The 14,696-nt window shown below is 47.5% G+C and carries 13 protein-coding genes; 4 read left to right on the forward strand and 9 right to left on the reverse strand.

Features of this window, described 5'->3' with window-relative positions; genetic code table 11:
- Window positions 1-2: 2 nt before the first annotated feature.
- Together MHM94_RS16270 and MHM94_RS16275 are read right to left on the reverse strand one after the other, a co-directional pair.
- A complete protein-coding gene (locus MHM94_RS16270) occupies window positions 3-302 on the reverse strand; it encodes an AzlD domain-containing protein (protein ID WP_026111113.1) in 300 nt (99 codons plus the stop codon).
- Window positions 302-988, reverse strand: coding sequence for an AzlC family ABC transporter permease (locus tag MHM94_RS16275; protein ID WP_235420058.1), 687 nt, complete (start codon window positions 986-988; stop codon window positions 302-304). Before MHM94_RS16275 ends, MHM94_RS16270 begins: the two co-directional genes overlap by 1 nt.
- Window positions 989-1,100: 112 nt before the next feature.
- Between MHM94_RS16275 and MHM94_RS16280 the strand changes: the two genes are divergently transcribed.
- Window positions 1,101-1,736 (forward strand): cytochrome b/b6 domain-containing protein, encoded by a 636-nt coding sequence (locus MHM94_RS16280; RefSeq protein WP_235419992.1) that lies wholly within the window; start codon window positions 1,101-1,103, stop codon window positions 1,734-1,736.
- A gap of 162 nt (window positions 1,737-1,898) precedes the next feature.
- On the forward strand, window positions 1,899-5,291 hold the full coding sequence (locus MHM94_RS16285) for a S8 family serine peptidase (protein WP_235419991.1): 3,393 nt from the start codon (window positions 1,899-1,901) through the stop codon (window positions 5,289-5,291).
- A gap of 115 nt (window positions 5,292-5,406) precedes the next feature.
- On the opposite strand, the gene MHM94_RS16290 is transcribed toward MHM94_RS16285, so the two are convergent.
- Window positions 5,407-5,856, reverse strand: a complete 450-nt coding sequence (locus MHM94_RS16290) for a cytochrome c (protein WP_045979403.1) — start codon at window positions 5,854-5,856, stop codon at window positions 5,407-5,409.
- 132 nt (window positions 5,857-5,988) lie between these two features.
- Window positions 5,989-6,459, reverse strand: a complete 471-nt coding sequence (locus tag MHM94_RS16295; RefSeq protein ID WP_022944979.1) for a DUF2721 domain-containing protein — start codon at window positions 6,457-6,459, stop codon at window positions 5,989-5,991.
- Between the two features lie 268 nt (window positions 6,460-6,727).
- Between MHM94_RS16295 and MHM94_RS16300 the strand changes: the two genes are divergently transcribed.
- Window positions 6,728-7,042, forward strand: coding sequence for a DUF4870 domain-containing protein (locus MHM94_RS16300; RefSeq protein ID WP_045979475.1), 315 nt, complete (start codon window positions 6,728-6,730; stop codon window positions 7,040-7,042).
- A 39-nt stretch (window positions 7,043-7,081) separates the two neighbouring features.
- Window positions 7,082-7,540 carry a YqaA family protein gene (locus tag MHM94_RS16305; protein WP_026111116.1) on the forward strand — a complete coding sequence of 153 codons (459 nt, stop codon included), beginning with the start codon at window positions 7,082-7,084 and terminating at the stop codon, window positions 7,538-7,540.
- 27 nt (window positions 7,541-7,567) lie between these two features.
- Here the strand turns inward: MHM94_RS16305 and folX are convergent, their stop codons facing one another.
- The 5 genes from folX to MHM94_RS16330 form a co-directional block, all read right to left on the reverse strand.
- Entirely contained in the window at window positions 7,568-7,924 is a 357-nt protein-coding gene (gene folX, locus MHM94_RS16310) for a dihydroneopterin triphosphate 2'-epimerase (RefSeq protein WP_022944982.1), read from the reverse strand.
- 8 nt (window positions 7,925-7,932) lie between these two features.
- Complete coding sequence (gene folE, locus MHM94_RS16315; protein WP_022944983.1) at window positions 7,933-8,487, reverse strand: GTP cyclohydrolase I FolE; 555 nt, start codon at window positions 8,485-8,487, stop codon at window positions 7,933-7,935.
- A gap of 11 nt (window positions 8,488-8,498) precedes the next feature.
- Window positions 8,499-9,206: a dihydromonapterin reductase gene (folM, locus tag MHM94_RS16320; protein ID WP_022944984.1), complete on the reverse strand. Its 708-nt coding sequence runs from the start codon at window positions 9,204-9,206 to the stop codon at window positions 8,499-8,501.
- Window positions 9,207-9,357: 151 nt separating this feature from the next.
- On the reverse strand, window positions 9,358-10,188 hold the full coding sequence (gene nadE, locus MHM94_RS16325) for an ammonia-dependent NAD(+) synthetase (RefSeq protein ID WP_235419990.1): 831 nt from the start codon (window positions 10,186-10,188) through the stop codon (window positions 9,358-9,360).
- A 95-nt stretch (window positions 10,189-10,283) separates the two neighbouring features.
- Window positions 10,284-14,687, reverse strand: coding sequence for a PAS domain-containing protein (locus tag MHM94_RS16330; protein WP_235419989.1), 4,404 nt, complete (start codon window positions 14,685-14,687; stop codon window positions 10,284-10,286).
- Window positions 14,688-14,696: the final 9 nt, after the last annotated feature.

The raw sequence follows: 14,696 nt of genomic DNA on the forward strand, positions 1-14,696 counted from the left end.
TTTCAGCGCAGCAGAAAATAAGCAGCCATCCCTACTAAGGTAGTGAGATAGATACTTTTACTGCGATAAGCAACAATAATGGCCAGTACGGCGGCCAGTAAATAAGGATTGCGATAACTAATATGCCACTGCCCCTCAGGAAGGAGGACAATGGGCACCCAAATAGCGGTCAGTACCGCCGGCGCACTGAAGCTTAAAAAGCGCTGCAATTTGGGCCCGACCCGAAAGGGTAAGGCGCGATGTAAAAACAGGTAACGGCTGGCAAAGGTGATACATGCCATAAGCACTATGGTCGTCAGTATCATTGGCTATCCTTACTGACCATGTAGCCCACCGTCATACCACTTAGGGCGCTAAGTACCAACCAGAGTTCCAGTCCCCAAGCTTTGAAAGTGGCGGCGCAAATCCCGGTGATCACCACGCAGGCTAAGGTTGCTTTGTTTTTTATGGTGGGCACAACCAAGGCAATAAAAGTAGTGGCGATGGCAAAGTCTAAGCCTAAATTGGTTAAATCGGGTAATAGTTGGCCTGCCAAGATGCCCAATAGAGTCCATATATTCCAGGCCACATAAAAGCTAAAGCCAGCGCTGAGCGCATAAATAAGGCGTGTTTTCGTTTGATATGCCTTGCGGTGGTGGGAAAAGGCGAATAGCTCGTCGGTTAACACGAAGCTGACGGGCAAGCGCCAGCGCAGCGGTTGGCTAATCACTTTTTGGCGTACTGCCAGACCATAGAGAAAGTGGCGAGAGCTAATAATGAAGGTCGTAAACAGCAGTGTCAGCAGTGGCGTATGATCAGCGATAAGCTCGATGGCCACCAGTTGCGCCGAGCCGGCAAAGACCAACAACGACATCAATTGTGTTTCCCAGGCGCTGAAGCCGTTTTGCATCGCTAACGAGCCACACAATAGCCCCCAAGGTAAAACCGCTAAGTTTAACGGTAACATATCGAGCTGACCTTTGATAAAGGCCAGTCGATGTAAGCGGATTCGGTTTTTAGCGTTTGTAACAGCAGACATAAGCAAAGTTTTTTACGATCAAGCACGCAGCATGACACAGAGTTTGGCATAATCGCAATATTGCCAAGTTAAGGAGTCAAAAATGAAAGTTTGGGATGGGTTTATACGCTTTTTTCATTGGAGTTTAGTGCTGTGTATTGCTGGCCTCTATTTCTCTGCGGAGGAGGGCGCGATGGAGTTACACTTTGTGCTCGCCTACATTACCTTAGCATTGCTTGCAACTCGCTTGTTATGGGGGCTTTTTGGTAGCGAAAGTGCTCGTTTGCGCAAGTTATTACACTCACCCAAAGCCGTGTTTAGGGCGCTCAAACAAAGCGAACAAGTGGCCGGGCATAATGCGGCGGGCAGCTATATGGTGTTGCTATTTTTTGCACTGTTATTGGTGCAACTGCTCAGCGGATTGATGACCACAGACGACATTCTTACCGATGGTCCTTTAGTCCAATATGTATCTTACGATTGGGTTGAGTGGGCCTCGTCCGTGCACCATCAAAACTTTGACTTTATCCTAGCCGCCATTGCTTTGCATATTGCTGCTATTGTGATTTATGCATTGAAAGGTAAAAGACTGGTACCAGCGATGATCACCGGTCGCAATAATGCATTGCAAGAAACAGCGGTAGTCAAACCTGCTTGGCCCGCGTTCGTCGTTTTTGCAGCTATACTGGCTGCGTTGTTATGTACTTGGGGTTACGAGCCACTCGTAAGTCTTATTTAAAACATACTTTGTTACATATTCATAGTGACCCATTGAGCGGGCATAGCCCGCCTTCCAACTTACTTATAATAATTTTACATTAATTTAATCTTGCTCCTCTTTTTGTTTTCATTATAGTTGCAATTGAACAACAACAATAATGATGTCTTTCAGAGGAAAATTATGGCTTCAAATAAACTCAAATTGAGTGCATTAGCACTGGGCGTGTCGTCTGCCTTGCTTAGCACTCAAGTCGCAGCTTCAGAATTAGAACCACAGAATAAAATTTTTACACCGCAACATCAAAGCAAAATTGAGCGCCAACTTGGCGACATTAAAAAACAGAACAAACGTGCTGTATCTTGGCTTATTGAGCTTAACAGTGAGCCGATGTTTTCAGTAAGCAAAGATCAGCAAGCCACGCAAAGTGCGCAAATCTCGCAAGCGCAAGAGCGTGTATTAAGTAATATCCAAAGTGCCGATTTAAATCTCAATGTGATCACACGCACCACTAAGCTGGTTAATGCGCTTGTCGTTAACGGCGATGAGTCTGAAGTGAGAAAAGTGCTGGCACACGAGGATGTGAAAGAAATCTACCCGGTTTACGACTACGAGCTTAATGTGGCTGATAGCGCTGATTACATCAAAGCAACGCCCTTAGTTGAGAGCCAAATCGCGACTGGTGAAGGAGTTCGAGTGGCAGTGCTTGATACCGGCATTGATTATACCCACGCAGTATTTGGTGGTGAGGGTACGCAAGCAGCTTATGACGCAGCCACTGCCGATCCCACGACGGTAACTTGGCCGCAAGGTATTGTTAAAGGTGGCTATGACTACTTTAATAATGATGCCGATCCGATTGACTTCGGCACAAGTCACGGTACACATGTTTCACACTCGGTAACGGGGATTGCACCTAATGTAGAATTGTTTGTGTATTCAGTGTGTGGCGGTGGTTGTCCAGGGCTTGCACAATTACTGGCGCTAGAATCAGCGATGGACCCCAATGGCGACATGGATATTGAAGACCGCGTCGATGTAGTTAACATGTCTTTAGGTGGCGACTACGGTGACCTTGCGGAAGATGCGGTAGGCTTATTTATTAATCGCGCCGCCAAGTTAGGTACAAGTGTGGTTATCTCTGCCGGCAACGATGGTGCATATCCATTTATCGTTGGTGGCCCAAGCACCACTGAAAATGCACTTTCTGTGGGAGCCATGACTCACCCAACGGATGAGACTCGTGTGGCTGAAGGCACAGTGGCAGGCGAAGAAGCTGTTATTCAGGGCGCCAATTTTGGCCCAGGTGCGTTCAGCTTTAGCAGCGATGACATTGAGCTGGTTTATCCAGATGCCAACCAAACCGCTTGTGAGCCTTTTGCTGAAGGTGTTGATTTTACAGGCAAGGCTGTAGTGGTGGACCGTGGTGGCTGTAACTTCACTGATAAAGTACTGGCTGCCCAAACTAATGGTGCTGCTTTTGTTATTATCGCCAATAACGTTGATGATGGCACGCCTGCGCCTATGGGCGGATTTGACGAAGCAGTGAGTATTCCATCAGTGGGGGTTACTTTTGCCACTGGGGCGCAATTAAAAGGCGGCGCTAGCTTCAATATTTCCTCTGAGTTAGTGGCAACACCTGGTGCAATGGCCGATTTCACCTCTCGTGGACCTTCGGTCAGCGGCCTATTAAAACCTGAGATTACTGCCCCCGGTGTTAATATCATGACCGCCGAGCCTGGCACAGGCACAGGGCTTTCAGGAGCAACAGGCACGTCATTCTCAGGCCCAATTACTGCTGGTGCTATCAGTATGCTTAAAGAGGCTTTACCAGAGCGCAACGCGATGGAACTTAAAGCAACCTTGATGAACGCAGCAAACCTTGATGTTACCGTCACCCCACGTGCGCTTGATGAGAACGCAGCAATGGCACCGATTAGCGCCATTGGCTCTGGTTTGGTTGACGTAGAAAAGGCTGCCAACCTACCGGTAGCGGCGTGGGCAAAAGACACGCATCAAGCTGCGCTGTCATTCGGGCTGCAAAGCTTAAGTGAAACAACCACGATGACTAAAACCGTGGTAGTTAAAAACTTCTCAAGCAGTGCTAAGACATATGAGCTCAGTTTAGAGCAGCGTTTTGCAGACGATGTTGAACGCGGTAGCTTAATGGCTGAGTATCCCACTTCAGTGACTATTCCGGCGGGCCAATCCGTCGAGTTTGAAGTGGCAATGACTATTGACCCCACAACATTACCAGAGTGGCAGCTAAGTGGCAGCAATATTGACACCTTAGCAGCGACTGAGTTGCTGACTGACTCAGAGCTAGATGGTGCGTTGGTCTTTAGTGAAGGCGGTGAGCAGGCCTTGCACTTGGTTTATCATGTGCTTCCACGTGCTGCGGCAAAACCTGTGATCAGCGCCGAAAAAGGTGAGCAAGGTGTCGTTTATACATTGCACAACCAAGGTGCTGCGGAGCTCACACCGGTGATTGTTGAAAATACAGTAACAGACACAGTGGGTGATGGTGGTCGTTTAGATATTGTAGCTGGCAGTGTCGAGACATTGGCTGTACCAGCCTCGTTCTGTGAATCAGGATATGGCGTATTTACAACTTTGGTTGTTGACCAGCCTGTAGCCCACGCTGATATGGGTGGCTTCGCCGCAGATTTTGATATGGATGGTGATGGCCGCTGGGATGTCACAGCCCACTCGCTAAACTACTCACTGTTTGGCGGCGCGACACCTACACCTATTACCTTTACAACGCCTTATGGTCAATTAAGCGGTAATCTGAGCAACTTGTACTTCGACAGTGCGACTAACTACGTAACACTGCAAAACTGTATTGGTGATTATGGTCTGACTGCGGCGGACTTGGGCAATGTCAATGCTACGGTACGTTTCAGAACCGCACCTGATAATTTCCCAACAGGTGGCAGTAACGCCGTTGATACTGCTCAAGGTAACTATAACTTCGCACCTGCACAAATTGTGGCAATGGCAGTAGATGATCAGGGTGATGAAGTACAGAGTATTGCTCCTGGGGAAAGTGCACAGTTCTTATTTGCTGATGCTAACTTCACTATTCTATCTACCAATGGTGCCAAAGCCGTTGTCACCTCACCGCGCAATGATATGCAAGTGGCGCCTAGTTTGGCCGATGCGCAGTTCTCGGTAGATGAAAACACCGAACAAGGTACGGTTATTGGTACACTTACCGCTGAGCGAAATGCGACCTTTGCTGGCGCTATTTCAGAGTTTATTGTTGTGAGCTCAAGCTCGACCGCCGTTGATATCAACAGCGATGGTGAGGTCGTTGTGGCCAATGCCGAACAGCTTGATTACGACAGTGGCCTTGAACAGGTAATGTTTGAAGTTGTTGCCACAGATACCAGCGGCAATATTTCTAACACGGCAACGGTGATGGTCAATGTCACTAACCTAGCTGATGAAGCATCTGAGCAACCAGAACCACAGCCTCAAGTTCCTGTGAAGAAGAGCACTAGCTCGGGCTCATTAGGGTGGCTAGCGCTACTGATGGCACCACTCATGTGGTTGCGTCGTCGTCGCAGCTAATTCGTTGAGCTATGGACATAAAAACGGCGCCTGAAGGCGCCGTTTTTTATAGGTGTTCCAACATGGTAATCAGCTTGAGCTTCATACTGGTTGATACCGCCATGAGCGGGTTTGTTTAGTCTTTAAATGACTTGTGGCAATCTTTACAGCCTTTCGCCCAGTTTTTAAAAGCAGGAGCGATTTGCTTCTTATCACCACTTTTAGCAGCAACAGCAAGTTCTTGGGCATATTGCGCAAAGGAGTTGGCTTTTTTATCAAAGGTGGCCTTGTCTTCCCAGATGGCTGCTAAGGCATCGGTATTACCCTGATCTGAGCCCGCAGTGAACGCTTCCCAAGGCATTTGTGATAGCGCTGCAGCGTTATCTGCGCGTTGTTGAAAGCGTGCCGCGTCAAAAGGAACCTTACCCTTAAGCATGTCGCCCATGTCACCAATTTGCACCCGGATCAATGAAAAGACCGACTGCCGATACTCAATCGCATCTTCCGGCTTCTCGAACACGGAGTTTGCTAGTGCTGAACCCGATGTGGCGATCAGAGTCGCCGCCAATAATGTTTTTAGTTTCATTCCATTTGCCCCTTTTCGTAAAACAACCTTCTTTTTACCTAAGCAGGGCAGTGAACACAAGAGCAAGTGTGCTAATAATCGCTGCAATGACTAATAAGTCCTACTAAACGCTGAAGGTATGTGCAATTGTGGTTATTCTCCGAGATCAATATCTGCGAATATCATGCCCCTGCGCATACTTCTAGTCGCTAAAAAGACTTCTCCTAATAACGCGATAAATGCCAATATAAGCAGCAGCATCGCGACCATAAAACACCCAGCAATAGCAGTACCAAGGTTAATGGCTTGGATATTTGCCATAAACAACAGCATAACGACAGCACTCACTAAGGTAGCGCTGAGTACACTGAAACTAAAAGCGATATGAATACAACGCGCACGCTTTAACAGGGCGCGCAGCTCTGTTGCTAGTGAGCGATTAAACTCTTCATCGCTGCTGATTTTTAGTTTTCTCTCCAAGGCACGAGCACGGTCGGTGATCCGCGCCAAGCGGTTTGATAGTACCCCAAGGGTGGCCGCAATCCCTGTGATTAGAAATACCGGAGCGACGGCTGTTTGAATGACCTTTGCCATGGTTAAAATATTAACAACTTCAGTACCCACGTTAACTCCGACGATGATATTACAAGAGCCCTAGTCTAGCGCTAATACGCCGTAATACCAATGCTTAGGCTGTCCTCACAGAGCCAACCTATACGTATCTGGTTTGTTATTAATACCGAGCGGGTATCTAGACACAAGCAAGAAAACCTGCGAATCTGAATACCAAACCCATAAAGCAGGAGAGAATATGGAACCCGTATTACCAGAGAAGAATGACACCCCGCCACCGGCAAACAATAACAACAAGCAAAGCAATGATGAGAAAACCATGGCGATGCTGTGTCACTTAGCCGCACTCGCGGGTTTTATAGTGCCATTTGGATCTATCATTGGCCCGTTGATTGTCTGGTTGGTGAAAAAAGATGAGATGGAAGTGGTTGACCGTCATGGCCGCGCGTCATTGAACTTTCAGCTAACTATGCTTATTGCTTTCATCGTCTGCTTCTTACTTATTTTTGTTGCTATTGGGGTTGTGCTACTGCCTTTAGTCGCCATTTTCTCGTTCGTAATGGTGATTATTGCTAGCATCAAAGCCTACGAAGGCAAAGAATTTAAGTATCCGCTGTGTATTAAGTTTTTATAAGCATTAGACATACAAAAATAGCAATACAGGAGCGTTTTGCTGGCCTATTTTAGTTTATTTTTAACCGCCTTTGTGTCGGCAACGCTCCTACCTAGCTCATCGGAATTGGTACTTACTGCGATGGTGACGCAAGGGGGCTATCACCTAGTGTTGTTATGGTTGTTTGCAACACTTGGGAATGTTCTTGGTAGCTGTGTCAATTATGCCTTGGGGACCCAAGTTACACGCTTTCAGCACAAAAAGTGGTTTCCGGTCTCAGCCGCAGCGATGGAAAAAGCGACACGCCGTTTTCATCGTTACGGTGTGTATAGCCTATTTTTCGCATGGCTGCCGGTGATTGGCGATCCACTCACCGTGATAGGTGGTATCTTTCGGGTCCGGTTTTGGCTGTTTGTTGCTATTGTCAGTATCGGTAAAGGCGTGCGGTATTGGGTGGTTATATTGATGGCTCTTGGCATACAGTCATTGTATGGCGGGGGGGAAGCACTCGCCAATTAATGCGAGTGCTTAATCATAGCTAGACAGCTAAGCGTGCCAATCCAAGGTCAACGATACAGAGTCGGCAAATCGCAACGCATGTGGCTTGTCCACCCGTACTTTAGCGTAATGCACACTAGGGTGCTGGTGGCAGAGCGCTAAGATATCCGCGACTAGCTTTTCTAAAAGTAAAAACTGTCCTTGCTCTACCAGTGCGATCACTTCCTTGGTGACAGTCTTATAGTTGAGTGCCTCTTGCACCTCATCACTGGTACACGCCTTATCTGCCGGATAGTGGATCTCGATATTAATCACAACATCTTGCTTTTTTTCCCGTTCTTCGGGGTTGAACCCAATATAGGTTCTTAGCCGGAGATTAGTAACATTGATAATGGCGTTGGTCATGGTGTGTCCTAATTCTTCACTAGCTGCAGAAATTCATTGCGCGTTTTCGGATCAGTGCGGAAATTACCAAGCATAACTGACGTACGCATTTTAGAGTTTTGCTTTTCGACCCCACGCATCATCATACACATGTGCTTAGCTTCAACGATCACGCCAACGCCTTTGGCGCCAGTGACTTCTTCAACTGCTTGAGCGATTTGATGAGTCAATTGCTCTTGGATCTGGAAGCGACGGGCAAACATGTCAACGATACGGGCAAACTTCGAAAGCCCTAAGACCTTACCGTCGGGAATGTAAGCAATATGTGCTTTGCCGACAAAGGGTAACAGGTGATGCTCACACATTGAGTAAAGCTCTATATCTTGGATCAGAACCATGTCATCAGCATCAGAGGTAAACACCGCATTATTGGTGATTTCTGCTAATGTCTGACGGTAGCCTTGAGTTAGGTACTCCATGGCTTTGGCTGCACGCTTGGGGGTATCTAGTAGGCCTTCGCGTTGTGGGTCTTCGCCAACGGCGGAGATTAATTGTTGGTAACTTTGTTTTAATTCGTCGTGCATAATGTTCTCAATTACTTTAGATGACGGCCGCCATCAACGGCTAAGCTGCGTCCGGTTATATAGTCGCTGGTTAGCAGAAGCTCGACAGCATTAATAATTTCTCGACACCCAGGTTCAATGCCCATGAGGGATTTTTGTAATGTCTTGTGTTTATACTGTTCACTGTCGCCCTCGTTAAAAATAATCAGCGAAGGGGCAACAGCGTTTACTTTTATATGTGGTGCGTACTTGGCCGCAAATGACTTAGTTAAATTATCCAATGCCGCTTTGCTGGCTGCGTAGGCAAGATGTTTGGCACTGCCTGTCTCGACCACAAAGTCGGTTAAATGAATAATGTCGCCATAGCCATCGCTGTGCTCGAGCATGTCTTGGCAGTGTTGATTGATAAGGTAAGGTACCTTGGCATGAATACGCATCATATTATCGAACAAGGCTGCGTAGTCGTCGTTTTTACTCTCACTATCCCAACTTGATGCGTTATGAATAATAGCGCGTAACTTTGGCGTATGGACTCGTAACTCATTGATAAAGTGCACAATGCTTTCATCGTCACTAAAATCTGCTTGAATGCAAGTAACACCTTGCGCCGCTAACTCATCTACTGCATTGTGCCGAGTACGGTAGGTAATAATGACATCGTGCTGCTCAGCTACAAAATGCTGGGCAAGGGCAAGACCTATACGTTGTCCGGCCCCGGTTATTAAAATTGGAAAGGACATAACTTCTTCAGTTTAAGCGTGAACTGCTCTTACTATAAACAAATGACAAAAGGATTGCAGTGTTTACGCATGGGCGAGAGCGGTCGATCATTTATGCCTGAGGTTAGTTTTGTTGTAGTCATAGCCCATGTACTGACATGGGCTATGTGCACTAATCGTAAATGGTCGGAATCGGTTGGCGTTTATGCTGAGTGCGCTGATATATGGCGATTATGCGTTGCTCTATTTCTGCACTTAAGGGTTTCGCCTCAAGGAAGTCGTCGATTTGGTCATAACTTAAGCCCAGTGCTTCTTCGTCTGTGAGGCCGGGGCGATCGCACTCTAAGTCGGCGGTCGGTGCCTTGGTAACTAAGGCGTCAGGCGCTCCGAGGTGTTGAGCAAGCGCACGCACTTGGCGTTTAGATAAGCCAAACAGCGGCGCTAGATCGCACGCACCATCCCCAAACTTAGTATAAAACCCGGTAATGTTCTCCGCGCTATGATCGGTGCCAACGACTAAACCTTGATGTAGACCCGCTAGCTCATATTGGGCAATCATGCGCTGGCGCGCTTTGACATTGCCCTTAACAAAATCAATTTGACTTTGTGCGGGTAAACTTAAATCACTGCCAGCGAGGCTGCTTAGCACCTGTTCATGCATATGGTCGGTAGCGGGTTTGATATTCACGGTAACACGCTGACTGGGTTGAATAAAGTCGAGCGCCAGCTGCGCCTCATCCTCGTCGGCTTGCACACCATAAGGTAAGCGCACGGCAATGAACTGATATTGTTCAGTATCGTGATCGGCGTTGAGCTCTTCAATGGCAAGCTGGCAAAGACGGCCGCAAGTAGAGGAATCAACACCGCCACTGATGCCAAGCACCAAGGTGCGGCAGTGGGCTTGTTGAAGCTTGTGTTTTAAAAATGACACCCGACGAATAACTTCTTGTTGGACATCAATGCTAGGTTGCACTTTCATTTCGGCAACGATTTCGGCTCGCATAATTCCCCCGCTTGAGCAAGATGGTAAGCAGCTATTATGTAAGCATTTACAAAAAAATTAAAGCGCCGACCTCGGGGTTGCTATTTTGCTTCGCGCTATTCACACGGCGGTGCCATATGTGCCCAGATGGTCAGCTTCTCGTAGAGCGCGTCTGGCTTAAGGGGCTTACTCAAATAATCGTTCATACCCGATTGCAAACATTTTTCCTTGTCGCCCTCCATTGCGTTGGCGGTCAGGGCAATAATCGCAATGTTTTGATGTTGCTCTCCGGCCTTGCCTTGGCGGATTTGAGTGGCTGCTTGGTAGCCATCGAGAACGGGCATTTGGCAATCCATCAGCACCACATCAAAATACCCCGAAGGACACTGTTGCAAGCGTGTTATCGCTTGTTGTCCATCATTGGCAATTTCGTAGTTGCAACCGTGTTTGTCCAATAAGGATGAGGTAACAATTTGATTGACCTGATTATCTTCTACGAGCAAACAGTTAATAGTCTCTGAAAGCTGCTGCGCACCAGTCTCTTCTGAGCGCGTATAACCGCTGAAAATATCAAAGCTAGTTAATGGATGAAACGCCAATCGGAAGTGTTCAAATTCCAGTTGCTCGCTGACTTCATTAGTTTGCTCCATATTCGCTAAGACCAACAGCTGACATTGTTCGCTAAGCGTGCTTTTCAGTCGATGCTGTAACTCGTGGGTATTTTTTAATAGCGGTTCGGCATCGATAATGAGGCGCTCGACGCTTTGGTTAGCCAAATGCTCAAGCAAGTCATTGCCATCCGTAAAGCAGGTGACCTTTGCTCCCATCAACTCACAGTGTTGCCGAGCGAGGGTACTCTCTTGGCGGTCATGACAGAAAATAGCCACATGCTCACCCACCAGGTGTTGAGTGATGGTAGATTGCTCATCGGCTTCCAGTTGAATGAAGAACGTAAATGTACTGCCTTGATCCACAGTGCTTTTCACACTGACATCGCCATGCATGAGCTGACATAGCTGACGGACAATGGCAAGACCTAAACCGGTGCCGCCAAAGCGCCGGGTGGTGGAGCTGTCAGCCTGGGTAAAGGCATCAAATAATTGCGCTTGAGCTTGTTTAGAGATACCAATACCGGTGTCTTGGACACTGCAGGTAAATACCCCATGCTCATCGAGTGTTGCGGTAATCGTTATCTCACCGTCTTCGGTAAATTTAATCGCATTCGATAATAAGTTGGCCAGCACTTGTCGCAGGCGGTTGGGATCACCCTCAACTATTTGCTGTGGTAGCTGATGCGCATCCAGATATAAACGGTTGTTTTGTTGCTGTGCTTTCAAGGCTAGCGACTCAACAACCTGTGACAACACTTGGTGAATATCAAAACTTATGTGTTCAATTTCTACCTTGCCCGCTTCAATTTTAGAAAAATCCAATATATCGTTGATAATGCTTAATAAGGTGTTGGCAGAAGAGCGGGCTAGTTGCAGGTGATGATGCTGCGAGTCATTTAATGTGCTGTGATCCAGTAGCTCTAACATGCCCAATACGCCATTCATCGGCGTACGTATTTCATGACTCATACTGGCAAGAAACTCACTTTTTACGAGCGCCGCATGCTCAGCTTTATTTTTCGCGTTGCGAAGGGCAATTTCCGTTAGTTGTCTTTCGTGGTTGGCATAGACACCACCGATGATATTAGCGATAGCAATAAGAAAGTTTTCATCATTCTCACTCCACACACGCGGTTCATGAAGCTGTTCTGCGCACACCACGCCGACCATGCCATGGCGCCCTGGGATGGCACAGTCGAGAAGCGCATGAATATTGAGCGGCTGCAGATAGTCCTGTAAAAACTCCCTGGTCAGCGGATCGTTGTGGGCATCACTGATGCTTAATACCGCTCGCTTTTGTATCGCGCTAAAGTAAGTTGGGTATTGCTCACCGACTAATACACCGCTCTCGCTATGGCTGTTTTTCTCTTGCTCGTACAGTGACAGTAAATGCATTTCTTGATGGGCATCGTCAAACAACCAGATACTGACCCTATGGGTGTTTAAGGTGCGGCTGACCATGCGGGTGATAATGTGTTTAGCCGCGTCTAAATCACCATTGAGAATCGCGTCATCGACCGTGAGCCCTGCTAAAGCGCTATTACGTTGTGCTAATTGCTGTTGTGCGAGCTGGCCGCGCTTTTCGCCATCTATATCTTGGGTAGAGCCAAAGATGCGAATACAGCGTTGCTGGTCAAACTCCGCTTCACCGCGCACGCGTACCCACTTTTTAGCACCTTGAGCTGTGACTATCTGTAGCTCAGTACAAAACGGCTGACGGTCATTGATAGTGCGAGTAATAAGCGTATTTAGCTGGGATTGGGAACTGGGTGTGAAAAAGTGAAAAAGATTATCTGCGGTGATCAGGTAGCTGTCATCGACGCCATGAATCTCGCGGTTCACTTTGGACCAGAACGCGCGGTTAGTATCGTTATTTAGCTCCCATGCGCCAATGCGTGCCTGGGTACTCATTGCTTCGAGCATTTGTTTATGCGTCAACAGCTGCTTACTGATTCGTTGCTGCTCAGTGATGTCGCTAGCAACCATATAAATCTTGCTATTCTCTTGATCCAGAGCCAAGTTAATACGGCACAGCAGCTGTTTGTGTGAGTGGGTACGCAAGTAGCAATCAAATTGAGTTTCATTGTCCTGCTGGCCCAACTTATCAAATTGTTGTTGTACGCGCTCTTTATCATCACAGGCGACAAAGTCGAGCAGCGGCTTGGCAAGTATTTCACTGGCTGTAAAGCCTAAGCCCCGGTATATGCGTGAGTTGGCGCGTTCGAAAAAGCCATGTACGTTGAGAATAGCCATAAAGTTAGCGCTGAGCTCAAAGAAGCGCTCGATCTCTTGCTTAGCATGGCGTAGTGCCGCCTCAGTCGACTTTTGTGAGCTAATATCTAAGTGCGTGCCAATCATACGTTTTGGTCGACCATCGTCGCACCATTCAATGACTCGGCCGGTATCCAGAACCCACACCCAATGGCCTAATTTATGACGCATTCGGGCTTCACATACATACTGTTCACTGTGTCCCTGCCAGTGTTGCTCCAAACGTAGTCCTGATTCTTTTAAGTCATCAGGGTGGGTGTGATTGAGCCAAGTATCAATATTAATGGGGGTGAGTTCTTCGAGCTCATAACCAATGATTTGCGCCCAACGCTCGTTAAACGTCACTTCGCCGCTTTGTACTTGCCAATCCCAGGTTCCAACACCGATATTTTCAACGATCAATGCTAGGCGCTGACTCTTTTCAAGTATTTCTGCTTGTGTCGCCTTCTTTTCGCGCAAATCTTCAATGAGTAGCCACACAAAAGGTTCACCCTGAGCATTGGTAAATTGCACCCCATTCACATTCACCGGGAAGGTACCGTTGTTTTGCCACAGAGCTTCTCCCGCAACAATATGTTGACCATGGCGCAATTGATCTAAGGCCGGTACTGTGCGCTCGTTGAAGCGCAGAGTGTTGGCGAAGTGTTGTTGTTTTAGCTGTTGTAAGTGGGTGTCGAGCGAGTTTAGTAAGGCTTTATTAGCATTGATATAGCGGCCCGTTTTGGCATCACATAACGCGATACCTAGCGGAAAAAGGTCGAATAACGCTTGAAGACGCTGCTCATTGACCATGAGTTTTAAGAATAAGGCTCGAAGCCAAGCTAAAAACAGTACCACTAACAAGGCGGTTAAAATAATCGCGATGCGCGCATAGCCAAAGCTCTCCCACGGAGGCTGCCAGCCCCCTTGCGGTTGAACTGCCAAATACCAAGTATCATTAGGTAGACTAATCGATAGTTCAATGGGGTCGCTGTAGCGAATAGCGGTATCGCCAAACATGTGTTTATCTGGATTACGCTTATACAAGGCGACATTGAATTGTTCTTGTAACTGCACGAGTCCGCCATTGCTATAGACCTTGTTGGCGTCGAGCACGACCGATATTAGCCCCCAAAATTCTTGTTTCGGCTGCTGCAGATAAATGGGCAGTCGAGCAACAATACCAACACCGCCCTGCACTAAATTAACGGGGGCATCAATGACTATTTCTCCACCTTCTTTAGCGGCCAAGGCTGCATCACGTTGACTGGGGGTGGCCATATAATCGAGGCCAATGGCTCCCTCATTACCCTTGAGAGGGTAGGTCATTCGAATAACCATATCAGGTGCTGCACCTATGGTGCGCAGTTCTTTAGAACTGGTAAACAAGCTTTGTGCAATGACACTGAATTGTTGTTGGTTGAGGTTGGGCTGGGCAGCGATGGCCGGTATTAATCCGCGTACAAGTTGAATATTGGCGGTCATCAGTGCTTGTAATTGGCTGCGATAACTTTGCGCTACTTCCCGCACATCTTGGCGATATTGTTGCTCAGCTTTTTGATAATTGAGGTGATCGAGAAATACAGCCACAGCCAAGGTTAGGGCTATTAGGCCGTAAAAGGCAATGGCATAAAAGCGGCTTTTCGAAGCTGGTGGCATGGCTGCAGA

Source organism: Pseudoalteromonas sp. CNAT2-18.1, from assembly GCF_022347865.1.
Classification (GTDB): Bacteria; Pseudomonadota; Gammaproteobacteria; order Enterobacterales; family Alteromonadaceae; genus Pseudoalteromonas; species Pseudoalteromonas ruthenica.